At 69.8% G+C, this 23488-nt stretch carries 26 protein-coding genes; 9 read left to right on the top strand and 17 right to left on the bottom strand.

What is annotated here, in order from left to right; translation table 11 throughout:
* Window positions 1-105 precede the first annotated feature (105 nt).
* Window positions 106-723: a class I SAM-dependent methyltransferase gene (locus C9F13_RS06750; protein WP_108445478.1), complete on the top strand. Its 618-nt coding sequence runs from the start codon at window positions 106-108 to the stop codon at window positions 721-723.
* Here C9F13_RS06750 and C9F13_RS06745 read toward each other — a convergent pair whose 3' ends face one another.
* The 4 genes from C9F13_RS06745 to fabV all read right to left on the bottom strand — a co-directional run bounded on the left by C9F13_RS06745 (window position 724) and on the right by fabV (window position 4213).
* Window positions 724-1632, bottom strand: a complete 909-nt coding sequence (locus C9F13_RS06745) for a DMT family transporter (protein WP_108445476.1) — start codon at window positions 1630-1632, stop codon at window positions 724-726. It abuts the gene before it with no gap.
* A 22-nt stretch (window positions 1633-1654) separates the two neighbouring features.
* Window positions 1655-2632, bottom strand: coding sequence for a GlxA family transcriptional regulator (locus C9F13_RS06740; RefSeq protein WP_211310920.1), 978 nt, complete (start codon window positions 2630-2632; stop codon window positions 1655-1657).
* 106 nt (window positions 2633-2738) lie between these two features.
* The gene (locus C9F13_RS06735; RefSeq protein WP_108445475.1) at window positions 2739-2954 is read right to left on the bottom strand and encodes a hypothetical protein; all 216 of its coding nucleotides are present in this window, start codon (window positions 2952-2954) and stop codon (window positions 2739-2741) included.
* 62 nt (window positions 2955-3016) lie between these two features.
* Window positions 3017-4213 carry an enoyl-ACP reductase FabV gene (gene fabV / locus C9F13_RS06730; RefSeq protein WP_108445474.1) on the bottom strand — a complete coding sequence of 399 codons (1197 nt, stop codon included), beginning with the start codon at window positions 4211-4213 and terminating at the stop codon, window positions 3017-3019.
* A 199-nt stretch (window positions 4214-4412) separates the two neighbouring features.
* On the opposite strand from fabV, the gene C9F13_RS06725 reads away from it, so the two are divergent.
* Complete coding sequence (locus C9F13_RS06725) at window positions 4413-4799, top strand: DUF7079 family protein (RefSeq protein ID WP_108445473.1); 387 nt, start codon at window positions 4413-4415, stop codon at window positions 4797-4799.
* A gap of 13 nt (window positions 4800-4812) precedes the next feature.
* Here the strand turns inward: C9F13_RS06725 and C9F13_RS06720 are convergent, their stop codons facing one another.
* The 5 genes from C9F13_RS06720 to C9F13_RS06700 all read right to left on the bottom strand — a co-directional run bounded on the left by C9F13_RS06720 (window position 4813) and on the right by C9F13_RS06700 (window position 9889).
* Window positions 4813-5298 carry a glutathione peroxidase gene (locus tag C9F13_RS06720; RefSeq protein WP_108445472.1) on the bottom strand — a complete coding sequence of 162 codons (486 nt, stop codon included), beginning with the start codon at window positions 5296-5298 and terminating at the stop codon, window positions 4813-4815.
* Between the two features lie 65 nt (window positions 5299-5363).
* Window positions 5364-7469, bottom strand: coding sequence for a transglutaminase TgpA family protein (locus tag C9F13_RS06715; RefSeq protein ID WP_108445471.1), 2106 nt, complete (start codon window positions 7467-7469; stop codon window positions 5364-5366).
* The gene (locus tag C9F13_RS06710) at window positions 7466-8422 is read right to left on the bottom strand and encodes a DUF58 domain-containing protein (protein ID WP_157955178.1); all 957 of its coding nucleotides are present in this window, start codon (window positions 8420-8422) and stop codon (window positions 7466-7468) included. The genes C9F13_RS06715 and C9F13_RS06710 overlap by 4 nt, the downstream gene beginning before the upstream one ends.
* Window positions 8419-9345 (bottom strand): AAA family ATPase, encoded by a 927-nt coding sequence (locus C9F13_RS06705; protein ID WP_108445469.1) that lies wholly within the window; start codon window positions 9343-9345, stop codon window positions 8419-8421. Before C9F13_RS06705 ends, C9F13_RS06710 begins: the two co-directional genes overlap by 4 nt.
* Window positions 9320-9889: an NUDIX hydrolase gene (locus tag C9F13_RS06700; protein WP_108445468.1), complete on the bottom strand. Its 570-nt coding sequence runs from the start codon at window positions 9887-9889 to the stop codon at window positions 9320-9322. Before C9F13_RS06700 ends, C9F13_RS06705 begins: the two co-directional genes overlap by 26 nt.
* Window positions 9890-10008: 119 nt before the next feature.
* On the opposite strand from C9F13_RS06700, the gene C9F13_RS06695 reads away from it, so the two are divergent.
* A complete protein-coding gene (locus C9F13_RS06695; protein ID WP_108445467.1) occupies window positions 10009-11664 on the top strand; it encodes an acyl-CoA dehydrogenase family protein in 1656 nt (551 codons plus the stop codon).
* On the opposite strand, the gene C9F13_RS06690 is transcribed toward C9F13_RS06695, so the two are convergent.
* Entirely contained in the window at window positions 11604-12824 is a 1221-nt protein-coding gene (locus tag C9F13_RS06690; RefSeq protein WP_108445466.1) for an EAL domain-containing response regulator, read from the bottom strand. The two genes, C9F13_RS06695 and C9F13_RS06690, sit on opposite strands and share 61 nt — an antisense overlap.
* Window positions 12825-12996: 172 nt before the next feature.
* On the bottom strand, window positions 12997-13614 hold the full coding sequence (locus tag C9F13_RS06685; protein WP_108445465.1) for a LysE family translocator: 618 nt from the start codon (window positions 13612-13614) through the stop codon (window positions 12997-12999).
* 260 nt (window positions 13615-13874) lie between these two features.
* On the opposite strand from C9F13_RS06685, the gene C9F13_RS06680 reads away from it, so the two are divergent.
* A complete protein-coding gene (locus tag C9F13_RS06680) occupies window positions 13875-14105 on the top strand; it encodes a hypothetical protein (RefSeq protein WP_108445464.1) in 231 nt (76 codons plus the stop codon).
* A gap of 74 nt (window positions 14106-14179) precedes the next feature.
* Here the strand turns inward: C9F13_RS06680 and rnk are convergent, their stop codons facing one another.
* Window positions 14180-14593, bottom strand: a complete 414-nt coding sequence (rnk, locus tag C9F13_RS06675) for a nucleoside diphosphate kinase regulator (protein WP_108445463.1) — start codon at window positions 14591-14593, stop codon at window positions 14180-14182.
* Window positions 14594-14806: 213 nt separating this feature from the next.
* Between rnk and C9F13_RS17475 the strand changes: the two genes are divergently transcribed.
* The 5 genes from C9F13_RS17475 to C9F13_RS06660 all read left to right on the top strand — a co-directional run bounded on the left by C9F13_RS17475 (window position 14807) and on the right by C9F13_RS06660 (window position 19336).
* Complete coding sequence (locus tag C9F13_RS17475) at window positions 14807-14962, top strand: hypothetical protein (protein WP_157955177.1); 156 nt, start codon at window positions 14807-14809, stop codon at window positions 14960-14962.
* Window positions 14952-15560, top strand: a complete 609-nt coding sequence (locus tag C9F13_RS06670) for an exopolysaccharide biosynthesis protein (RefSeq protein WP_108445462.1) — start codon at window positions 14952-14954, stop codon at window positions 15558-15560. The genes C9F13_RS17475 and C9F13_RS06670 overlap by 11 nt, the downstream gene beginning before the upstream one ends.
* 40 nt (window positions 15561-15600) lie before the next feature.
* The gene (locus C9F13_RS06665; RefSeq protein WP_108445461.1) at window positions 15601-16425 is read left to right on the top strand and encodes a DUF1206 domain-containing protein; all 825 of its coding nucleotides are present in this window, start codon (window positions 15601-15603) and stop codon (window positions 16423-16425) included.
* A 452-nt stretch (window positions 16426-16877) separates the two neighbouring features.
* On the top strand, window positions 16878-17012 hold the full coding sequence (locus C9F13_RS17780) for a hypothetical protein (RefSeq protein ID WP_281261064.1): 135 nt from the start codon (window positions 16878-16880) through the stop codon (window positions 17010-17012).
* Between the two features lie 272 nt (window positions 17013-17284).
* The gene (locus tag C9F13_RS06660; RefSeq protein ID WP_108445460.1) at window positions 17285-19336 is read left to right on the top strand and encodes an acyltransferase family protein; all 2052 of its coding nucleotides are present in this window, start codon (window positions 17285-17287) and stop codon (window positions 19334-19336) included.
* Window positions 19337-19490: 154 nt separating this feature from the next.
* Here the strand turns inward: C9F13_RS06660 and C9F13_RS06655 are convergent, their stop codons facing one another.
* Genes C9F13_RS06655 through C9F13_RS06640 form a run of 5 tightly spaced genes read right to left on the bottom strand, consistent with a single transcriptional unit; the run spans window position 19491 to window position 23466 of the window.
* Entirely contained in the window at window positions 19491-19685 is a 195-nt protein-coding gene (locus tag C9F13_RS06655; protein ID WP_108445459.1) for a ribbon-helix-helix domain-containing protein, read from the bottom strand.
* Window positions 19682-19900, bottom strand: coding sequence for a hypothetical protein (locus tag C9F13_RS17470; protein WP_157955176.1), 219 nt, complete (start codon window positions 19898-19900; stop codon window positions 19682-19684). The genes C9F13_RS06655 and C9F13_RS17470 overlap by 4 nt, the downstream gene beginning before the upstream one ends.
* Entirely contained in the window at window positions 19897-20577 is a 681-nt protein-coding gene (locus tag C9F13_RS06650; RefSeq protein WP_108445458.1) for a hypothetical protein, read from the bottom strand. Before C9F13_RS06650 ends, C9F13_RS17470 begins: the two co-directional genes overlap by 4 nt.
* Window positions 20574-22511, bottom strand: coding sequence for a DUF927 domain-containing protein (locus C9F13_RS06645; protein WP_108445457.1), 1938 nt, complete (start codon window positions 22509-22511; stop codon window positions 20574-20576). Before C9F13_RS06645 ends, C9F13_RS06650 begins: the two co-directional genes overlap by 4 nt.
* Window positions 22501-23466 carry a primase/helicase family protein gene (locus C9F13_RS06640; RefSeq protein ID WP_157955175.1) on the bottom strand — a complete coding sequence of 322 codons (966 nt, stop codon included), beginning with the start codon at window positions 23464-23466 and terminating at the stop codon, window positions 22501-22503. Before C9F13_RS06640 ends, C9F13_RS06645 begins: the two co-directional genes overlap by 11 nt.
* Between the last annotated feature and the right edge of the window lie 22 nt (window positions 23467-23488).

Raw genomic sequence — 23488 nt, 5'->3', positions numbered from 1 at the left:
GTCGCTCTCCCTTTCCCCCCTCTCCCGTTTCCCAGCCCCTTTGCCCTTGCCCGGCTCGGCGGCGGATGGGGTAGGCTGAAGGAACTCATCCGCCGGGAGCCCCTCATGTTCAACACCACGGCCTGGAACCGGGTCCGCTATGGACTCTACGCGCCCGTCTACGACCTGGTGGCCGAGCGCGCCTTTCGCGAGGCGCGCCGCCGGGCCCTCGCCCAGGTGGACTGGCGCCCCGGCATGCGGGTGCTGCTGGTCGGCGCCGGCACCGGGCTCGACCTGCCCTGGCTGCCCCGCGACATCGAGCTGCACGCCACCGACCTGGCGCCGGCCATGGTGCGGCGCCTGGCGCGCCGCGCCGAGGGGCTCGGTCGCGACGTCCAGGCCGAGGTGATGGACGCCGAACGGCTCGACTATCCCGACGGGCACTTCGACGTGGTGGTGATGCACCTGATACTCGCGGTGATGCCGGACCCCGAGCGGGGCCTGGTCGAGGCCCGCCGGGTCCTGAAGGAGGAGGGCCAGCTCTGCGTGATGGACAAGTTCCAGGCCGACGCGCGCCGGGCGAGCCTGCCCCGCCGCGGCCTCAACGCCCTCACCTCGGCCATCGCCACCGACATCACCCGCCAGGCCCGGCCGCTGCTGGAGGGCGCCGGCTTCGTCATCGAGCAGGACACCCCGGTGATGATGGGCTCGCTGTTCCGCGCCCTGCTGGCCCGCCCGGGCTGATCAGCGCGAGCGGCCGGGGGCGCAGGCCCGCCGCGGCGGCGCCAGGGTGCACCAGAAGCCGCCGATCACCACCAGGCTGCCGACCACCTGCACCGCGAGGATGGTGTCGCCGAGCCACCACCAGGCCCCCAGCATGGTGAAGACCGGCAGCAGGTTCAGGTAGATCGCGGCGCGGGTCGGCCCGAGCTCGCCCAGCGCGCTGCCGTAGAGCAGCAGCGCCACCACCGAGGGGAAGAGGCCGAGATAGCCAAGCCCCGCCCACTCGGCGGCGGAGAGGCGCGGCACCAGCTGCCAGGCCCCCTCCCAGAGGGCGATGGGCAAGAGCGTCAGGTTGGCGATGGCGAGCATCACCAGAAGCCCGCCGTAGCGCGGGAAGCGCGCCATGTGCCGCTTGATCAGCAGCGAATAGCCCACCCAGACCAGCACCGCCAGCCCCATGATCAGATCGCCGGGATTGAGCCCGCCGGGCGCCAGCGCGGCCCCCTCCCCGGCGCTGATCACCACCACGGCGCCGACCAGGGAGAGCGCCACGCCGAGCCACTGCAGGGGACGGAAGCGCTCGCCCAGCAGCAGTGCGCTGGCGAGCAGGGTCGCCACCGGAATCAGGCTCTCGAGGATGGCGACGTTGGTCGGCGAGGTGAAGGTCAGCGCCGCGTAGATCAGCGCGTGGAAGAAGGTCACCCCGGTGAGGGCGAGGCCAAGCAGCGGACGCCAGTGGCGCCGGAGCCGCGGCCAGTCGCGGCGCGCCTCTTTCCAGCCCAGCGGCAGCACGACGAGCAGCGCGATGGCCACCCGGCCGAGCGAGATGGTGAAGGGCGGCAGGCCCGCCAGGGCCTTGCCGACCAGGATGTTGCCGGAAAAGATCATCACCACCAGCAGCAGGCAGAGGTGGGGGCGCAGCGCGCGCATGGTGCCTCCATGGCAGGACAGGTCAGGCCAGGCGTTCCTCGCGGGGCGTCATGCCGAAGTGGTTGCGGTAGGCCGTGGAGAAGTGGGCCGCCGAGGAGAAGCCGGTGAGCAGGGCGATCTCCCCGGCGGGATGGTCGCTCTCGCGCAGCAGGCGCCGCGCCCGCTGCAGGCGCAGGTCCAGGTAGTAGCGGCTCGGCACCGCCTGCAGGTACTTCTTGAAGAGCCGCTCGAGCTGGCGCCGCGAGATGCCCAGGTGCTCGGCCAGCTCGTGGGTGGTGAGCGGCTCCTCGATGTTGGCCTCCATCAGCGCCACCGCCTCGGAGAGGCTCTCGGGGGCATGGCCGAGCCGCGAGCGCAGCGGCATCTGCTGGGGCTCGTCGCCCATGCGGATGCGCTCCAGCACGAAGTGCTCGGAGATGCGCTCGGCGAGCCGCGGGCCGTGCTGGCTGCCGACCAGGGTCATCATCATGTCCATGGCGGCGGTGCCGCCGCCGCAGGTCAGGCGATCGCGGTCGATCTCGAAGAGCTGGCGCGAGAGGCGCACCTGGGGGAAGTCGTTGGCGACGGCGTCGAAGCGCTGCCAGGGCAGCGTGGCCCGGTAGCCGTCGAGTACCCCGGCCCGGGCCAGCACCTCGGTGCCGCCGCCGATGCCGCCCAGCACTACCCCCGCGCCGGCGAGCCGGCCGAGCCAGTCGACCAGGGCCTCGGGGACGCGGCCGGCGAGCGGCCCGGGAGCGCACACCAGCAGCAGGTCGAGGGGGTCATCCACCTCGCCGAGGGCCGCCTGGGGCATCAGCGCCTGCTGGGAGGCGCTCGCCACGGGGCCCGCCGTGGTGGCGAAGGTGGTGAGCCGATAGAGCGGACGCCCTTCCAGCCGGTTGGCCACGAACAGCGGCTCGGTGGCGCAGGCCTCGGCCAGCAGGGAGAAGCCGGGCAGCACCACCACGCCGACGTGGCGGGTCAGCGACGTCAGGCGAGGGGTTGAAACGGAGTCGGGCATGCGGATCAGGCCTTGGGTCGGCGCCGGCAGGCACGGGGAAAGCCCCCTATCTTACCCAAGGCCGGGCGGGATCCACAGCCCCGCCGGCGGGACGGGGCGAGAGGGACTAGGGGCCGTTGCCGCTGAGCAGCAGCATGGCCGCCACGGCGAGCCCGAGGATCACGATGACGAGGGGCAGCACGCGGTGGAGCCCGCCGGGCGGGGTCTTGGCCTCGGGCTGCTCCACGTCCGGCTCGGGATGCTCGTAGTCCTCGGGCTGGCTCACTTCCTTGAGATGCTTGAGTTCCTCTTCCGGCGTCTTGCTGTCGTCGCGGGTGTCCATGGCACGCCTCCTTCGCTTTGGAACCGATCCCGCGCCCTGCCCACCTCTCGCAAACGCGGGTCCTACAGGTTCACGACATCGAAGTCGGCCACCGGGTTCACATCGGCGTCGTAGTCGACGTCGTCGCGCTCGAAGCCGAACAGCTTGAGGAAGTCGCGCTTGTAGCCGGCGTAGTCGGTGATCTCGAAGAGGTTCTCGGTGGTCACCTGGGGCCACAGGTCCTTGCAGGCCTGCTGCACGTCGTCGCGCAGCTCCCAGTCGTCCAGGCGCAGGCGGCCGGCCTCGTCGGTCTCGGCACTGCCGCCGTACAGGCGCTCACCGAACAGGCGGTTGAGCTGGTCGATGGTGCCCTCGTGCAGGCCCTTCTCCTTCATCACCCGGTAGACCATGGCGATGTAGAGCGGCATGACCGGGATGGCGGCACTGGCCTGGGTGACCACCGACTTGAGCACCGCGACGTTGGCACTTCCACCGGTGGCGGAGAGGCGCCGGTCGATCTCGCCGGCGGCGCGATCCAGGTCCTCCTTGGCCTTGCCCAGCGCCCCGTGCCAGTAGATCGGCCAGGTGATCTCGGTGCCGATGTAGCTGAAGGCCACGCTGCGCGCGCCCGGGGCCAGCACGCCGGCACGATCCAGGGCCTCGATCCACAGCTCCCAGTCCTCGCCGCCCATCACCGCCTTGGTGTCCTCGATCTCCTGCTCGGTGGCGGGCTCGACCTCGGCCTCGATGATGGCATCCTTGTTGGTGTCGATGGCGGTGGCGCGGTAGGTCTCGCCGATCGGCTTGAGGCTGGAGCGCTTGAGCTCGCCGCTATCGGGCAGCTTGCGCACCGGCGAGGCCAGCGAGTAGACCACCAGGTCCACCTGGCCCATGTCCTGCTGGATCAGCTCGATGGCCTTCTCGCGAGCCTCGTGGCTGAAGGCGTCGCCGTTGATCGACTTGCTGTAGAGGCCTTCCTGCTTGGCGAACTTGTCGAAGGCCGCGCTGTTGTACCAGCCGGCGGTGCCGGGCTTCTTCTCGGTGCCCGGCTTCTCGAAGAACACGCCCAGGGTGTCGGCGCCATAGCCGAAGGCCGCGGTGACTCGCGCCGCCAGGCCATAGCCGCTGGAGGCACCGATCACCAGCACCTTCTTCGGGCCCTGGGCCTTGTCCAGGCCGCGCGCGCGGGTCGCCTCGATCTGCTCGAGCACGTTCTGCTCGCAGCCGACGGGATGGGTGGTGGTGCAGATGAAACCGCGAACCTTGGGCTTGATGATCACGACAGACCTCGTTTTTGCTGGCGGACCCGACGGCCAGAGACGGCCGCCGGGCTCGAATGAGTGGCACGCACGCCTGCGGCGTGCCGGAGTGGGCCACATTCTAGCGGCAAGGGCGCCGGCTGTCCGCCCTTGAGGCCACCGCCCGGCTGGTGCAGGATGCCAGCGTGGCCCGAGCGGCAAACCTGGCAGGAGAGAGTGGATGGATGCGCAGACCCTGGTCGACGAGCGCGGCGAGCTGTGGCTCGCGCTGGCCCCGCTGTGGCTGGAACGCGAGCCCCGCGAGACCGACTACGCGCGCATGATCGCCGAGATCGAGCGCCACGCGCTGAGCGTGCGCGACCTGGAGTGGATCTTCCGCCTGGAGCTTGCCCCGGTGATGGCCCGCCACCAGCTCTCGGTGGCCGGCGAGTGGCGCTCCTTCGACGACTACCGGCTGATGCAGCAGCTGGTCTCCCACAACCTGCGGCTGAAGGGGTGGCGCCGCAAGAGCTGGGCGCTGTTCTCGGGACTGACCACCATGATGACTCGCCATCGCTGGAACGAGCTGATCGGACGGCTGATGGTCGAGCGCGGCGAGGCCCCCTGAGCCCGTACCGAAATCAGGGCTCGTCCAGCGCCTTCTCCAGCGCCTCGCGCAGCTCCGTCTCGCCGTCGCGCGGTGAGAAGCGGCGGATCACCCGGCCGTCGCGGCCGACCAGGAACTTGGTGAAGTTCCACTTGATCATGCCGGTGCCCAGCACCCCCGGCGCCTGGCGCTTGAGCTCGACGAAGAGGGGATGGGCGCCGTTGCCGTTGACCCGCACCTTCTCCATCAGCGGGAAGGAGACGCCGAACTCCTGCTCGGCGAAGCGGCTGAAGTCCAGTGCCGACTCCGGCGACTGGCGCGCGAACTGGTTGCAGGGGAAGGCCAGCACGGTAAAGCCGCGGTCGCGGTAGCGCACGTAGAGGTGCTCGAGGTCGCGCAGCTGGGAGGTGAAGCCGCACTGGCTGGCCACGTTGACGATCAGCAGCACCTGACCCCGCAGGGCACGGAGGTTGAAGGGCTGGCCGCTCTGGGTGCGGCATTCGTGGTCGTGAATGGTCATCAATCGGGCTCGCTCGTTGAGCCTCCTACGATGCCATGCCGGTTTCCCGGGCGCCAGCCCCGCCCCTATCCGCCTCGCCGAGGCCTCGGCAGGCGGCGGCGCACCTCGGCCACCCGCCGCGACAACCGGCGCCGCCGCGCGGCCCGCTCGGGCGCCTCGAGGGGGGCATAGGCGAGCCGCTCGAGGTCGTGGGCGCAGTCGTTGAGGGCCCGGCCCGCCGGGCCGGCCTCGGGGGCGATGCGCCGCAGGTGGGCGGCGGGCGACTCCCCGGGCACCGCGGCCAGCCCGCGACGGGCCAGCCAGGCCTGCAGGGCGCCGACCAGGCGCCGCTCGTCCCGCTGGCGCCGCCATCGCCCCACGCCCAGGCGCGCCAGCAGCGCCACACCCGCCGCCATCAGCAGCACGGCCGCCAGGCCCAGGGTCGTGGCCAAGGCGCCTTGTCCCGGCAGCCACGCCTCCAGCCGCGTCCAGAGCGCACGCCAGCCCTCCGCCAGCCGCGCCAGCAGCGAGCGTCGCGACTCGCGCTGATAGCCGATCACCCCGCGCTGCCAGCGATACTCCAGCCGCTCCCAGTCCAGCCGCAGCCGGTTCGCCCAGCCCAGCTCGCGCAGGCGCAGCGCCGAGAAGCGGGCGTCGGCCAGGAAGGCCTCGGCCCCCTCCTCGACCGCCTGGGGACCCTGCTCGATGCGCTCCGGGGCGATCACCGCCGTGGGGTCCAGGCGCTGCCAGCCGCCCTCCCGCCACACCTCCACCCAGGCGTGGGCATCGTAGTCGCGCACCGTGTAATGGCCATCGGGATGGCGCTCGCCGCCCAGGAAGCCCGCCACCACTCGCGCCGGAATGCCCGCCATGCGCGCCATCACGGCGGCCGCCGAGGCGTAGTGGCTGCAGTAGCCGGCCCGGGTGTCGAACAGGAAGGCGTCGACGCGATCCGTGCCTCCTAGCCGCGGCGGCGAGAGCGTGTAGCGGTAGGGGGCCTCGCCGAAGCGCGCCATCATCGCCGCGAGATAGGCGTCCGGGTCGCCGCCGCTGTCGCGCCAGAGTCGCTCGACCAGCGCCCGGGTGCGCGGGTTGGCGTCCACCGGCAGCAGGCGGTGCCAGCGCGCCCCGGCGGGATCGGCATAGGCCGGCGCCGCGCCGCTGCTGTCCACGCGCAGCAGTGCGCGCGAGCTCAACGCGGCGAGCCCCTCCAGGGTACCGTCGCCCAGGTAGCGCTGGGCCCGGCCGGTGGCGAGCGGCGCGCCCAGGGAGGGGCGCCAGGGGCGGCTGTCGGGCTCCAGCAGCAGCTCGGCGCGAAAGCGCGCGGCCGCCGGCGCCTGCCAGGGCGAGCGCGTGCCCGCCCCGACGAAGACCTCGACGGGGCGCTCCAGGGTCGCGGCCAGCTGCTCGGGCGACGCCCGCGACCAGCGGACGCCGTCGAAGTACGAGAGCGTATAGACCCGCCAGTAGCGCTCGTCCGGGGCGGGCTCGGGACCCTCGAAGCGGGCGCGGAAGGCGCGGTCGGCGCTGCGCGAGAGCTCGGCGATATCGCCCGGGGCAATCGAGTCGGAGAGCCCGGTGGCGGCGCGGTCCAGCCGCGGCATGCTCCACAGCGGCCCCAGGCGCGGAAAGGCAACGAACAGCAGCGCCATCAGCGGCGCCGAGAGCGCCAGCAGCCAGGCCGCCTCGCGCCACGCCTGGCGACGGTCGCGGCCGCCGGCGAGCCGCACCAGCGACTGCAGCAGCCAGGCGAGCGCCAGCAGCGCCCCGGCGGCCATCGGCACGCCCTGGTCGTGGAGGAAGGCGACGACAGTGGCGATCAGGCCGATCATCACCACCACCCGGGCGTCGCGGCGATCCTGGGTCTCGAGCAGCTTGAGCAGGTAGACCCCGAGCAGCAGACCGATCAGGCCGTCTATGCTGCCGAGGGTGCCGTACTCCCAGCGCAGCGCCAGCACCAGCCCCCCCACGGCGGCGAGCCGCGTCACCACGCCGACCCGGGGCAGGCCGCGACGCCACTGCCAGCCACGATAGCCGGCCACCGCCAGGGCCAGCGCCGCCAGCCAGGCGGGCATCCAGGCCAGGTGCAGCGCCAGCACCAGGCACTGGCCGATGAAGAGCTCACGCAGCAGGCCGCGCTCCAGGCGCCGCTCCTCGGCGAGCGGGCTCACGGCCGGGCGAGGCGTGCTCACCGCGCCGCCTCCCCCGCCGGCGGCCCGAAGCGCGCCAGGGCATCCAGCGCCCGGCGGCGATGGCCGTCGCCCTCCCCCGGCGCCAATGTCAGGCCCGGCAGCCGCAGCCCGAAGCGCTCCCCGGCGCGATGGTGGGCGAGCACCCGGGCGCAGAGCAGCGAGAGGCGCCGTTCCGGATCGCCGTGACAGGCGTCGAAGTCGAGCCAGCGCTCGCGGCGGGGCGGCGCGCTGAACTGCTTGGTGGCGAGCACCCCGCTGCGGCTCCACTGCTTCCAGGCCACCTGGCCGGGGCTGTCGCCGGGCTGGAAGCGGCGCAGCCCGGCGAAGTCGCCGGCCGCCTCATCCGCGCTCCCCCGGCGCGCCGCCGGCGCCTCCTCCTCGAGCGGGCGGGGCCAGACCAGCAGCTCGGCGTCGTGGCTCACCCAGGCCACCACCCGCACCAGGCCCAGCGGCCAGCGGGTCTCGAGGCGCAGCCAGGGCAGCGCGAGCCGGCCGCGGGTGGGCGTCGGCAGCCGCAGCTCGGCCTCGCCGACGCCGTCGGCGATCTCCAGCCAGGCGTCGGCACCCGCGCAGTGCAACTCGAGGGCCGAGCGCGGGCGGCGGGTCCGCAGCACCACGCCAAGGCACGCCTCGCCGCCGGCGAAGGCCTCCCGGGGCAGGCGCAGCGCGGGGGTGACGCCCAGCAGGTTGAGCCAGCCGCGCAGCAGCGCCACCACGGCGATGGCGAACAGCCAGAAGGCCAGGGCGTAGGCCAGGTTGTTCTGGTAGTTGATGCCGAACAGCAGCAGCACGACCACCAGGGTCGCCCAGCCCAGGCCGAAGCGGGTGGGAATCAGGAACAGCCGCCGCTGGGGCAGCGGCGCGTCGATCGGGGTGGCCAGGCGCCCCCGCCACCAGCGGCGCAGCCGCTCGCGGCGGGACGCAGGGGGCGCCACCCCGGCCGCCACGCTCACCCCATCACCGACACGCGGCTCAGCAGGTGGCGCGCCAGGGCCTCGCCCTCCTCCCGCGGCCCGTTGCTGAGCCGATGGCCCGCCACCGGGACCCAGACCGCCTGGACGTCCTCGGGCAGCACGTGGTCGCGCCCCTCGAGCAGCGCCCAGCCCCGCGCCGCCTGCAACAGGGCCAGCACGCCACGGGTGGAGAGCCCCCAGGCGGGCTCGGCATGCTCGCGGCTGGCCGCGGCCAGCGCCTGCACGTAGTCGAGCAGCGCCTCGGCCACGTGGATGCCGTCCAGCCGCGCCTGCCAGGCCCGCAGCCGCTCTGCGTCGAGCAGCGCCGGCAGTGAGGCGAGCCGCACCCGACCGGCCTGGCCGCGCAGGATCTCCCGCTCGGCCCGCGGGTCCGGGTAGCCCAGCGAGAGGCGCATCAGGAAACGGTCGAGCTGCGACTCCGGCAGGACGAAGGTGCCGGCCTGCTCCTGGGGGTTCTGGGTCGCGATGACGAAGAAGGGGTCCGGCAGCGCGCGGGTCTCGCCCTCCACGCTCACCCGCCCCTCCTCCATCGCCTCGAGCAGCGCGCTCTGGGCCTTGGGGGTGGCGCGGTTGATCTCGTCGGCGAGCACCAGGCCGTGGAAGATCGGCCCCGGATGGAAGCGGAAACGCCCCTCGCGCGGATCGAAGACCGAGACGCCGAGCACGTCGGCGGGCAGCAGGTCGCTGGTGAACTGCAGGCGCTGCATCTCGAGCCCGGTGACCCGCGCCAGGGCCTGGGCCAGGGTGGTCTTGCCCAGGCCCGGCAGGTCCTCGATCAGCAGGTGGCCGCGGGCCAGCAGGCAGCAGAGGGCCAGGCGCACCTCCCGGGGCTTGCCGAGCACCACCCCCTCGAGGGCGGCGAGCAGCGCGTCCAGGTCATCGAGCTGCGCGGGGCGGTTCATCGCCACTCTCCAGCTCGCCGGCGGCCCGCAGCGCCTCCACCGCCTGGCGGGTGTCCGGGGTGACACCCTCCAGGGCCAGGGCCGCATCGGGCGACAGCCAGAAGGCGTCGGCCACCTCCTCGGCCTGCAGGATCAGCGGCCCGTCGTGCTGGACCAGGAAAACGCTGCCGAAGATGTGGTTGCCGCGCTCGGCATGCACGAACTCCAGGGCGTGGCGCAGCGGTACGCCGCGGATGCCGAGCTCCTCGGCAAGCTCCCGGCGCGCCGCCACGTGGACCGCCTCGCCGGCCCCGACCACCCCGCCGGCGGCCAGGTCCAGGCCGCCCGGGAAGACCTCCTTGGTCAGGGTGCGGCGCTGCACGCAGAGCTCGCCGCGGGCGTTGTGCACCACGATGTAGGTGGCCCGGTGCCAGAAGCGAAAGCGCCGCATGGCGGCCCGGGGCGCACTGCCGCAGGGGCGGTTGCGGGTATCCACCAGCTGGATCTGCTCGTCGGCGATGACGGGCTCGGGCGGCGCGTCGGCCGGGGAGGGTTGGGCGGTCATGGGGGACTCCGATGAAGTTGCCTTCAGCCTAACCAGTCGCGGCCGAAGCGTCACGCCACGCGTTGACCGGCCACGGCGCGCCGACCATGCTCAGGGGAGGCCCCTCGCGGAGCTCGACCATGCCCGACACCGCCGCCCGCACCCGCCTCGCGACCCACGTGGTGACCAACCAGCCCGCCCCGCCGGGCGCCCGCGACCTGCTTGCCGAGGACGCCCCGCTCGGCGAGGCGCTGGCCCGGGAGGCGCCGGCCTGGGTGACCCGACGCCTCGCGCCCCTGGGCCGCGAGGCCGGCAGCACCGAGGTCCAGGCGCTGGGCGAGGCCGCCAACCGCCATCCGCCGGAGCTGCGCCTGTTCGACCGACACGGCCGGCGGCTCGACGAGGTGCACTACCACCCCGCCTATCACGCCCTGATGCATCTCGCCATCGACCACGGCTGGCACGCCGTGGCCTGGCAGGAGGAGGGTCGCGGCGGCCACCAGGCCCACGTCGCCGCCCTCTACCTGCTGACCCAGGCCGAGCCCGGGTTCTGCTGCCCGATCACCATGACCCACGCCGCCCTCCCGGCGCTGCGCCAGGCGTCCGCCGTCGAGGCCCGCTGGGCCCCGGGCCTGCTCGCCTGGGACTACGATCCCCGCGTCCGGCCGGCCAGCGAGAAGCACGGCCTGACCATCGGCATGGCGATGACCGAGAAGCAGGGCGGCAGCGACGTGCGCACCAACACCACGCGGGCCGAGCGCCTGAGCGGCGACGGCTGGCGGCTGACCGGCCACAAGTGGTTCTGCAGCGCCCCGATGTCCGATGCCTTCCTGACGCTGGCCCAGACCGACGAGGGCCTCTCGTGCTTTCTGGTGCCGCGCTTCACCCCGGACGGCGAGCGCAACGCCATCGAGCTGCAGCGCCTCAAGGAGAAGTGCGGCAACCGCGCCAACGCCTCGGCGGAGATCGAGTACCGCGGCGCCTGGGCCGAGGCGATCGGCGAGCCCGGGCGCGGCATCGCCACCATCCTGGCGATGGTCCAGCAGACCCGGCTCGATGCCGCCACGGCCCCGGTGGGCATGATGCGCCAGGCCCTGGTGGAGGCCTGGCGGCACGTGCGCGAGCGTCACGCCTTCGGCCGCGCCCTGGCCGAGCAGCCGCTGATGCGGGTACTGCTGGCCGACATGGCCATGGAGGTGGAGGCCGGCCTGGCGCTTTCGCTGCGCGCCGCCCGGGCCTTCGACGGCGCGGCCCGCGGCGAGACGAGCGAAGCCGCCCTGGCGCGGCTGCTGCCGACCCTCGCCAAGTACTGGCACAACAAGCGCACCCCCGCCTTCATGGCCGAGGCCATGGAGTGCCTGGGCGGCATCGGCTACGTGGAGGAGACGCCGCTCGCCCGGCTCTACCGCGAGGCGCCGGTCAACTCGATCTGGGAGGGCTCGGGCAACGTGATCTGCCTGGACCTGCTGCGCGTGCTGGCGCGTCATCCGGCATCTCTCGCGGCCGTGCGCGAGGAGGTGAACGCGGCGCGCGGCCGCCAGACTGATCTCGACCGCGCCTGGTCGGGCCTCGAAGCCGAGCTCGGCGCGGCGCCGGCGACGCTGGAGCCCCGCGCCCGCTGGCTGGCCCAGCGCCTCGCCCAGTGCCTGCAGGGGGCGCTGCTGCTGCGCCACGGCCCGCCGGCGGTGGCCGAGACCTTCTGCCGCTCGCGGCTGGGGGGCGAGGCCGGCCCGGCCTACGGCGTGCTGCCGGGCGACGCCCCGCTGGCGGCGCTGCTGGCGCGGATCGGCGACTGAGCGCCGGCCAGCGCCAGGATATCCGCGGCGGGCATCGGCCGCCCCAGGCCGAAGCCCTGGGCGTGGGTACAGCCGAAGCGCTCCAGGGTCGGCAGGCAGGCGAGATCCTCGATCCCCTCGGCCACCACCCGGATGCCCAGCCGGCGCCCGAGCAGCGCCACCGCCTCGACGATGGCGGCGTCCTGGGGATCCTCGAGCAGGCGGCTGACGAAGCTGCGGTCGACCTTGAGCTCGCTGATCGGCAGCAGCTGCAGCCGCGCCAGGGACGAGAAGCCCACCCCGAAGTCATCCACCGAGACCTCCAGGCCGCTCAGGTGCAGCCGGGCCGCGACCTCGCCGCCGAGCAGCTCGTCCTCCATGGCCGCGGTCTCGGTGATCTCCAGCACCACCGGCGCGTCGCCCAGGGTGCGGCGCCCCTCGCTGACCAGCGCCAGCAGCTCCGGGCACATCAGGTCGTCGGCGGTGACGTTGACCGACAGCGACAGCGAGAGCCCGGCCTGGCGCCAGCGATGGGCGTCCTCGAGGGCCAGCTGCAGCACGCGGCGGGTCAGGTGGCGGTTCTGGTCGGGAGTCAGCAGCGGCAGAAAGCGCCCGGGCACCAGCAGGCCCGCCACCGGGTGGGCCCAGCGCACCAGCGCCTCGACGCCGCTCAGGCGACCGGTGGAGAGGTCGAACTGGGGCTGGTAGTGGAGGGTGATCTCCTGTCGGGCGAAGGCGCGGTCCAGCTCCTCGAGGCGACACGGCTGGAGGGCATCGGGTTCGCCGTCCGCGACCCGGTCCTCGAGGCGCTGGCGCAGGTCGGCGAGGCGCATCGGCTTGCCAAGCGAAGGCAGCATCGAAAGCCCCAGCGCCTGGCCCAGCCGCTCGGCGATGCGCACGATCTTGCGCTCCACCCCGCTGAGCAGCAGCACCCGGCCGCGGTAGCCGCTCTCGGCGAGGCGGCGCAGCATGGCGAAGCCGTCATGCTGGCCGAACTCGAGGGCCATGATGACCAGGTGCGGACGGCGCGCCACGACCTCGCCGATCAGGTGCTGGCCCTGGCGACAGTAGCGCGATTCCATGCCCAGAGTACGCAGCTGCAGGGAGAGCGTGGCGGCGGCATCGGGATCCTCCTCGAGCACCACCACCAGCCGTGAGGCCTGCATTGTCAGATCGTTCATCCAGGATGATTCCGGCCAGAAGACTCGTTCTCAGCCTATCAGCAAAACGCCTGACTCACCGGCTCGGGGAGCATCATGCCAATCAACGTTGGGATTCCATCGAGCGACTGAGCCGGCTGGCTCACTCGATGCGCTCACTCGATACGCTCAAACGATGGGGCCGGTACCGCCATCAGCCGAGCGGCCCCGCCACCACCCGCAGCGCCAGCGCCAGCAGCAGCACCCCGGTCAGGCGATTGAGCCAGTGGGCGCGGGCCTGCAGCCAGGGCAGCACCCGCGAGTGCGAGAGGCCCACCGCCACCAGCACGTACCAGCCGGCATCGATGACCATCGCCGTGCCCACCACCAGCGCCTTGGCGCCGAGGCTCATCCCCGGGGTGACGAACTGGCTGAGCAGCGCGATGAAGAAGAGGATCAGCTTGGGATTGGCCAGCGCCACCAGCATGCCCTCGCGGGCGGCCTGGCGGCGGCTGGTGGCGCGGCCCGCGGCCTCCAGGGCGCCCGCACGGCCGGCGCGCAGCGCCTGCAGGCCGAGCCACGCCAGGTAGGCGGCCCCGGCCCAGGTGATCACCTGGAACAGCGTCGGCAGACGCACGATCACCGCGCCCAGCCCCCAGACCGTCAGCAGCGCATAGAGGCCCACGCCCAGGGCATGGGCGAGCGCTGCCGAGATGCCCGGCATGCGCCCGCCGCCCAGGGTATGGCGCAGCACCGTGGCGAGACTCGGGCCGGGCGACATGGCGCCCATGGCGCAGACCGCCGCCAGGGAGAGCCATAACGATAAGGGCATGTACCGCCTCCTGTATCTCGGGCATTGCTGTGGTTCACGGCTATTCTCGCCGATCTCATAGCCACAGCACCTAGAGTCAATAGTTAGGAAACAGCGTTTACAAACACTGTTTTTATACTAGCCTGGGAGTGTGGGCAATCGTGTAGCCCCAGACTCGGTTTCCGCTCCCGCTGGCACGGCCGACAAGACCCTCACCCGCACATACTGTCAAGCATCCTGAGCCAGCGCCCCTGCAAGATACTTGAAGAGAGACAGCCGTCATGACAATCGCCATTGCCACCCCGCTCGCATCCCGCTGGCAACACGTCCATGCCGACTGGTGGCAGGACGCTCTAGGCAACGACATCCATCGTGTCGAGATCGATGGCGACGCACTCTACCACTGCCACCACGCCGGATCGACGCTGCCCTGGGATGCGGTGGCCACCAGCCTGGACGAGGCCATGGCGATCGCCTCGAGGACCCCGGAACACCGATGCACAACGCCGTGATGCTCTGCAAGGTGAGGTCACCGGCCAGAGTGATCGACTGGACTTGAACAGCGGGGGAGAGGCACGACAGGCGCCTACCGGTGAAACTGGCCTTCCCGCTCGGGCTGCCAGAGGATGGCGTCGATGCGCAGCCGCGACTCACGCCCGCCCGGCAGCGGCCAGGCAATGGTATCGCCGATGCGCAGACCCAGCAGCGCCGCGCCCACCGGCGCCATCACCGAGATGCCGTCCTCGGTGGTGCTCAGCGCATGGGGATAGACCAGGGTGCGGATGATCTGGCGGTCGCGGTCCAGGTCGGTGAACTGCACCTGGCTGCACATGCTGACCACGTCCTCGGGGACGTCCTCCGGGTCGACGACCTCGCCGCGCGCCAGCTCCTCCTCGAGGGCCTCGGCCACCGCCAGGGTGTCGTCGTCGGCCGCGTCGATGAGGCGCTGCAGCCGCTCGGCATCGAGCCGGTTGATGATAAGGGGGGGACGCGTCGTCATAAGGCCTCCAGGACACCGTCAACGTTGATTGCACGCTTGCGGGGTTGCCAACGAAAACAGCCCTCCACCGACGAAGGGGCGAAGGACTGTGAATCAGCTACTCTACGCCATCCCGTCAGGCGGCGACAGTCCCTCCACGGTCGGCCATCGGGGGGACTGCAGCCCGGGCGATCAGGCAGTTACACTGGCCGGACACTCGCACGGAGAGCATCCATGACGGTTCGCACCCTGGCCATCGCCCTGCTGATCGCCGGCGCCCTGCTGCCGGTCATCGGCTGGCAGACCGAGAGCCCCATCGGCTTCGTCGGCCCCGCCCTGCTGCTGCTCGGCGCCCTGCTGCTGTGGACGCGCAAGCGCCATGGCCGGTGAGGCCGCCGAGCCGGAGCGTCCCCGGGACGACCTGACCCGCCTGCTGGCGCGGGTCCAGCAGGCCGGGCACCACGCCGAGAGCGTCAGCCTGGAGGCGATCCTCGACAGCCTCGGGCGACGCTCCTTCGCCCCCTTCCTGCTGGTGGCGGGGCTCGTCACCCTGGCGCCGCTGATCGGCGATATCCCCGGCGTGCCGACCCTGATGGCGATGCTGGTGGTGCTCGCCGCCGTGCAGCTGCTGGCCGGCCGGGAGCACATCTGGCTGCCGCACTGGCTGCTGCGCCGCCGGGTCTCCCGGGCGCGCTTCGTCGCGGTCATCCGCGGGATGGAGCGGCCCGCGTGCTGGGTCGACCGCCTGCTCAAGCCGCGCCTGACGTGGCTCATCCGCCGGCCGGCGCACCTCCCGGTGGCCCTGACCAGCCTGCTGATCGCCCTGGCCATGCCGCCCATGGAGGTGGTGCCCTTCACCGCCAACGGCGCGGGGCTCGCCCTGACGCTGTTCGCCCTGGCGCTGCTCGCCCACGACGGTCTGATGGCCCTGCTAGGCTACGTCCTGACCTTCGGCACCCTGGCCCTGGTCATCGTCGGCCTGGCCTGAGGCACACCCTCTCGACGGCGCCCCGCGCCTCGGAGCCTCCATGAGAGCCCCGCACCCCCACCCCAAGAGACGCCTCAAGCAGGGCCTCGCCCTCGCGGCGAGGCTTGGCTATGTCGCCAAGGGCGTCGTCTACCTGCTGGTCGGGGGCCTGGCCGCCCTGGCCGCGGCCGGCCTGGGCGGCGACCATGCCGGCACCAAGGCGGCCATCAACCAGCTGGTGCATCGCCCCTTCGGCGACACCATGCTGGGACTGCTCGGCATCGGACTCTTCGCCTACGCCCTGTGGCGGCTGCTGCAGGCGCTGCTGGATACCGAGATGGTCGGCCGCGGGTTCAAGGGGCTGGTCACCCGCCTGGGCTTCGCCATCAGCGGCCTCATCCACGCCAGCCTCGGGACCTACTGCCTCGACCTGCTGCGCCATGCGGCGATGGCCTCGGGCGAGGCCGAGACGCAGGATCGCACCGCCCTGCTGATGAGCCACCGGGGCGGCGTCATCCTGGTCTTCGCCGTCGGCCTGGTGTTCCTGGGGATCGGCCTGCGCCAGCTGTGGCGCGCCCTCGCCCGCACCTACCTCGGCAACTGGCATTACCGACAGATGAGCACCGGCCAGCGCCGCCTGTTCGAGGGCATCACCCGCTGGGGCCTCTCGGCGCGCGGGGTGGTCTTCCTGATCATCGGCCTGTTTTTGTGCATCGCCGCCTGGCGAACCGACCCCAGCCAGGCCCAGGGGCTGGGCGGCGCCCTGGCCGTGCTCGCCGCCCAGCCCTTCGGCCCCTGGCTGCTCGGCGCGGTGGCCCTGGGGCTCTTCGGCTACGGGCTCTACTGCCTGATCAACGCCGGCTTTCGGGAGACCCGCCTCGACTGAGCGGGCACGCGACAACGCCACGCTGGCTGTTAAGCGCGGGAATCGAAGATCGAGATGGGGGGGGTGGTGCTGGGGAGACGCCGTTGAGGGCGTGGTGATGCTGGTACCGGCGGTCGGACTCGAACCGACAAGAGGTTGCCCTCGGCGGATTTTGAATCCGATGCAGGATCATATAAATCAGGCATTTATATGAAAGACTTTCAACTTACCAACATACCTACCAACATCTAATAAAGCGCTTGGCTGCCACGTCATACACCATTGTACCGCAACCATGACGGCCCTCTCTCTGCCCTACCTGCCCGGTATCAGCCACACAGAACCTCACTGGCCACCAGCAGCGAGCACGGAAAAACTGAGTTAGCGATATAGAGAAACTGCTGCCCCGGTCGCAGGCGCCAGTAGCTCAGGAATCAGGCCACCCCTACTCTGCTTGCGCCGGGTGCGTACCTATGGTGCGTACCAACCGCGCGAACCAGCGCCAGCACCTCAACAAAACCCAACATCAAACCGGCAGCATCAACACCTCTCAGCCCTTCAACCATGCGGGTTTAGGCCAGATGGTGGTGGCGAGCAGGCAATGCTGAAAAATTGCCGACGGCCAGGCTCTAGGCACCTCGTGGTCGGCGGGGTGGGGACAGCCAGTACCTTGGGGTTTTTGGCTGGCGCTAATACCCCCACCAGATCGCTCGCAGGTGGCAGGCCCGGTTGCTGAATTGGCAGGCAGGTGCAGGGTGCGGATCGCCCGCAGGGGGTAGAGGGGGATCAGGATCTAACTTAACTTGTATGAGAAAAAACACTACAATGGCTGACCTATTTGGTACCAAAGTGCCATCAAGCTTGAGGAAAGGGAACTTCCATGCAATACCGCCCTGAAGTCGATGGCCTTCGTGCCGTCGCGGTCATCCCGGTTATTCTGTTCCACGCTGGCTTCTCGGCATTCTCAGGCGGCTTCGTCGGCGTAGACATCTTTTTCGTCATCAGCGGTTACCTGATCACCACCATCATCTACAAGGAGATGGCCCAAGGCGGCTTCTCCATGTGGCGCTTCTACGAACGTCGCGCCCGGCGCATCCTCCCTGCCCTGTTCATCGTCTGCCTTGCCTGTATTCCATTTGCCTGGCTCTGGATGCTGCCCAACGAGTTCAAGGACTTCAGCCAGAGCCTGGTGGGCGTGGCCACTTTTACTTCCAACATCCTCTTCTGGCGCGAGAGCGGTTACTTCGCTGGTGCCGCCGAACTCAAGCCATTGCTGCATACCTGGTCACTCGCCGTCGAAGAGCAGTACTACATCCTCTATCCCCCGCTGCTGCTCGCACTCTATCGCTTCGTTCCAAGGCTGCTGTTCGTAATCATCAGCCTGGGTGCACTCGCCAGCCTCGGCCTCGCGCAATGGGCATCTTCTACGCACCTCTCGGCCAACTTCTATCTACTGCCTACACGTGCCTGGGAACTCGGTGTAGGCGCCCTGGTGGCGCTGTACTTGCAACAGCCGCGTTACGAGACCACCCCGAGAGACAACGCCAGTTCACCCTTGGTGAGGCCGCTGCGCGAAGTCGCCGGCCTGTTTGGCCTGGCCATGATCGTTTACTCCATCATCGCCTTCGACGAAACCACCCCTTTCCCCAGCCTCTGGACCCTGACACCCGTCCTCGGCACCGCACTTATCATCCTCTCCGCTAATCGCCAAACCCTTGTCGGGCGCATACTGAGCCTGCGTCTGCTCGTCGGTATCGGTCTGATAAGCTATAGCGCCTATCTTTGGCACCAGCCGCTGTTCGCCTTCGCTCGAATCCGCCTCTTCGAGGGTGTGCCCTTGTGGGTCTACGGGATGTTGATTGCCTTGACCTTCGTGTTGGCATGGCTAACCTGGCTGACCATTGAAATACCGGCTCGCAAGCATCTCAAACTGCCCCGGCCCCAAGTTCTCGCCGCCGCCGTTGCTGGCTGCGTTGGTGTCGGCATCGTCGGCGGTCTCGGCTGGGCGAACCAAGGGCATACCTCGCGAAATGATGCCGTGTCTGAGTGGACCGTTTGGGGAGAAAGCAAAAGCCCCTATCGGAACACTTGCAGCAATCCCGGCTCTCCCGAATCGGCCTGTGTGATAGGGGAAGGGGACCAACCACCGATCTATGTTTGGGGCGACAGCCACGGAGTTGAACTCGCATGGCAGTTGAGCGAGAGGCTCAAGCCCGCGAAGATCCCGGTCATGCCATTTACAAATGATGGCTGTCAGCCGACGATCGGGGTTCGTCGAATTGGAGGTCAGGAGTGCTCTGAAAGGAACATTGCAACTTTTAATTACCTAACTAAAGAGGTCGCACCCAGCACCATCGTCTTGGTCGCACGATGGCCCTTAAATATAGAGGGATCCCGATTCAACAACCGAGAAGGAGGGGTGGAATCGGGTGGTGAGGCAACAGTATTTCCCAAAGACTGGCAAGGCGGCTCCAATGCAGAACGTATTGATCAGGTTGGACAGGCCGTAGATCGAACCGTGACAAAACTCCGCCAAGCCGGCCACCGCGTCGTCCTTATCTACCCCGTACCTGAGGTCGGCTGGAACGTCCCCCAGCAGTTAGCGCGGAATGTGTTTCTAGGTGAGAAGATGCAGGCGCCTATCTCAACCAGTTATCAAGTCTATCTGGAGCGTAGTGCCAACGCACGAGACTATCTTAATGCTATCTCGGGCACCGACAACCTTATTCGTGTGCGTCCGTCAGAGCTATTCTGTGACGGACTCATCTCCGATCGCTGCGTCGCCCAACTCCCCGACGGTCGGCCGCTATACTTTGATGACGACCACCCTAACAAGATCGGCGCACGCATGATTGCCGAGGAAATACTGAACGAAATGCGCGCAGAGGGCTGGCTACCGGAGCATACTGTTGCCTCAGTGGCAAAAAACTAGATCTAAAGGCCAAGGCTCCAGATCGCCAGAGATGGTCCGGCAAACAAGGCGCGCGTTTTGGTCCGAAAATCATCAGACGGCCAGGCATAGCAAAGGCGCCCAGCCTAGGGCGCCCTTCAATAGCCTTTGATTGTTTTTCAACCGCCGGCCCTTATTAGGGGGTGCGAAAATCATCAGACCGACATCGTGCCAGTTCTCGCTCGATGGCCAGGCGCACGAACTCGGCCCGGTTGCGGTGGCCATGATGCCGCCCTTGGGTCATCAGCCGGTCAATGGCTTCCACCAGCTCAGCCTCTGCACTCACGATCAGCCGCACGGACTCGGCAAAGCGCCTGGGGTTCTTGCTCATCGTTCGCTCTCCTCTCCGGTGTCGTGGGTCAGGTCAATAGCAGGCGGCGCCAGGTCAAGCTCCGGTAGGGTGTCCAGGTCGATGGCCGGCAACGTCTCCAGGTCGATGGCGCCCTTTTCTAGTCGGGAAGAATCATCATTACTGCCCGCCAGTAGCCGGCGATAGGCGTCCTGGGCGGCCTTGGATGGCCGCGCCTTTGGGTAACGTCGCCTCATGGTGTGGCACCTCTCAGCATCGCGTTAGCGGCCCGTCTACCGGCATTGGCGCGGCGATGGGCCTGGGGCTCAGCGGCGGCACCAGCGGCCCACGCCTCAACGTAGAGATGGACCAGGCGCATCGCCTCGGCGTCGGATAGGCTGGCCAGGTGGTGCAGCAGGTAGCGCCGGTCATCCGGCACCAATGCGCAGTGGTGCGCGACATAGGCCAGCCAGGGCGGCTCAACATCGCTTGTGGCTGGCGCCTGGGCTTCGGTGGGCGATGGCATGGGGTACGCCGGCCAAACGACCTTGGCGGCCTCCAGCGCCTTAGCATTCCTTAACAACCGTCGTGCCTGCTGTCTGGCATCCTCAAGGCTCGGCGCCACCTCGAAGGCGTCGTCTATCACGGCCACCAGCTCGGCCCGTACCTGCCGGCTCAGAGGCGCCAGCGTCTCGCGTAGTTGGCGCTCCAGCTCCGGCCCAATATCGCGGCCCATGTCAGCCAAGGCGGCCAGCAGCGTCTCGACCTCATGCGCCGGCCCTGCCGTGTCCTGCCCTGCCTGCTCTTTGTGGTGTCCCACGGGGCCAACGTGTCCCAAGGGCTCAACCATGCGGGTTGGCGGCGGGACACCTTCGGGACAGGTGGTGTCCCGACGTGTCCCAGCGAAAGCGCGGTAAACGTCGTCCAGGCTCATGCCGCGTCCTCCTCGGCCTCAGCCGGGCGGATCGCGTAGACGCGGTGGCGGCTGCCGTTGATCCACAGCCGTATGGATCGCTTCTCGCTTTCTCGCTCAACCAGCCAGCCGGCGACCTCCAGGGCTTCGGTGCCGCGCTTCACGTCGAATCCGCCCAGCGCCTCGGCCAGCCCCTCGCCGTTGAACAGGTAGGTTCGCCCCTGGGCATCGTCGCGCCACCAACCGGCCCGGTCGCGCACCGAGGGAGTATGGGCCGGGTCGCCCTCGATGCTGCTGAACCGGGCATCGCCATGTCGCTCGATGAAGCCGGCCACGTTGGTCAATATCTGCTCATGCTCGGACCTCGCGCCGCCCTGCCCGGCGGCCCATGCGTGGAACGCCTCGATAGCGGCGGCCATGGCCTCACCCGCTTGCCAGCCCGTCAGCCCGTATTCGGTGGCCAGCTCGCCGGCCAGCCCGATCAGCGCCAGCACCTTCGCAGCCCGGCCTTGCAGCGGGCGGGACGTGGCGAAGCCGTCTACCTGGGCGAAGCGTTCTACCTCGCCGGCCAGGTCGCGCTCCTCGGCCACCAGCCGCGCGATGAACGCCGGCCCAAGGTGGCCATGGTGGCGCGTCACCTCGCTTTTCAGGTGATCCGCAAAGGCGCGGCCATCAGCCAGGTGGTGCAGGGTGTCGAAGGCGCCGTAGGCTCGCTTGGCAGGCATATCCAGCAGCCGGACGGCCTGCCCGGCATGGGAGCGCTTGCCGGCCTCGCTCATATGGGCGGCCAGGGTGCGCTCGCCGCTGCTTAATACCGCGATGCGCCAGCGGTGCGGGCGGCGGGCGGTGCCGGTGCGGCTGGCGCGGGCCTTGCCGGTGCCGTTGCCCAAGGCGTAGACGGTGGCGCCGATCTCGCGGCCATCCGCCTCGCCTATCTCGTCCAGCACCAGCGCCGTGTCGCTCAAGGCGGCGGCCACGCCCTCCAGCCCGTTGCCGGTGGCTCGCCAGGTGCGTTTGAAGTCGGGACCGCCCCACACGCTCGCCGCGACCTCCAGTAGCGTGGTTTTGCCGTTGCTCGAATCGCCCACCAGATGGATGCCTGCCGTTTGCCGGTGGCACAGGTACAGCAGCGGGCCGGCCAGGGCAGTGGACACGGCCAGCACCATCAGGGGGTTGCCGCTGCATAGGGTGCCGATGTGCTGGCGCCAGCTCTTCAGGCTGCCAGCGGTGGCGTACTCGTCTTGGCCGGCCACCTCGCTCTGGAAGGTGATTCGACGCGCCAGCTCGCCCTGGGCGATGGTGCGCCGGGGCATGACGAATACCAGCGACTCCTCGACGCGGTGCCAGCCCACGCGGGTAGCGGCCACCACCACCTCATCGGGCCGGCATTGGGACGCCCAGCGGTGCAACGGCTTGAAGCCGTCGGGATTGATCCGCACGCCCATGTCCAGCAACTCGCCGCGCATCTCCTCGCCGCTGCCCTTCAGCAGCCGCAACGGCATCGCCCATTGGCGCCACGGCCCATAGGGGGATTTGAAGCGCAGCAGCAGCCCGTGGTTATCGCCGCGCTCATCATGGGTGGCGGCCAGGCACTCGACGGGGCTGCATATCCACACGTCGAAGGGTGTTGGGTCGCCGTCGCCCTTGGGCTGGCGCTGCCCGTGGTAGTACAGCCCCGCCGGCCCGAACTGGCTGGGGTGCAAGTAGCAGGCGAAGGCGGGGCGCCTGGGCGCCTGCACCTTGGCCGGCTCGGCCTCGCTAGGGTCTACCTCGCGGGCGATGGGACACGTTGGGACAGATGGTGTCCCGGTAGTGTCCCGGCGGTAAGCCGCGCTATTGCTGGGCTGGGACACGTTGGACACCTTGGACACGTCCAGCGGGGTATGGACGGGCTCAGTGGCCGGCGGCTGCCCGAACATATCGACGGTATCGGGATCGCGGACTTCACTCACCATGACCACCTCCCAGCCAGCACAGGCGCACGTCGGCAAAGTCGGTACAGCCCCGGCAGCCCTCGCAGAATTGCGGCATCAGCAGCTCGCCACCAATGGCCAGGGCAGCATGGCGAGCCTCAACCGCGCCTTTGTTGGCCTTGCCTTGGGCCGGCAGGTGGCGGTCATCATCGCCACAGATGGTAATGGCCACCTCAGCCGGCAGCCGTTGGCGCAGGCGCCGGGCGACAGGCGCCAGGTTGTCGGCATTGCGTGCCACCACCACAGGCGCGCCCAAAGCCTCATGCAAGGCGGCGGCGGTGGACCAGCCCTCAGCCATCAGCACGCGCTCGGCGCCCGCCAGATCGCCTATCAGGCTCGCCACGCCCTTGACGCGCCCGCCCTTCAAGGGGCGCTTGCTGCCGTCGGGAAAGATGCGCTCCAGGTTGACCAGCTCGCCCTCGACGTACAGCGGCACCAGTAGCATGTTTCCTCGCTGGCGCAGGTTGTAGGGCGGCAGGCCCTTGGCGGTCAGGTAGGGATAGGTAGGGTCAGCGGGTCGAGACTGCGCCCACCAGCGCCGGGCCTGATCGGCCGTCTTGGCCGCTTGCTGCTGGCGCTCGCGCTCTTGCCGCTCGCGGTCACGCATGGCGTCCAGCCGGGCCTGGGCGGCGGCCTCGGGGTCGCTTGCGCCGTGAAGCGTCACCACCTCGGAAACGTCCAGGTGCCAGATGCCAAAGCTCGCCGCCAGGGGGCCATGGATGCGATACCAGCCGTTGGCGTTGCCCTTTGGCTTGTCGGGTGCGTCGAACCGCTCGAACCGCCCCGACGCCCTGGGCGCCAGCATCACGCCATGGGCGACCAATGCCTCGGCCAGTGCGGCCTCGATGGTGCTATGCTTGGGGGGCTCTTTAGGCGGCGCTTCGTTATGGGTCCGGCTCCTGGCAGGGAGCCGGGCCTTTTGCGTTTCTGGCGTCATGCCTCGCCCTCCTCGCGTCCAC

This window comes from Halomonas denitrificans, from assembly GCF_003056305.1.
In the GTDB taxonomy this organism is placed as follows: Bacteria; Pseudomonadota; Gammaproteobacteria; order Pseudomonadales; family Halomonadaceae; genus Halomonas; species Halomonas denitrificans.
The sequence above is the reverse complement of the archived record's forward strand: the minus strand, read 5'-3'. Positions and strand labels throughout refer to the sequence as shown.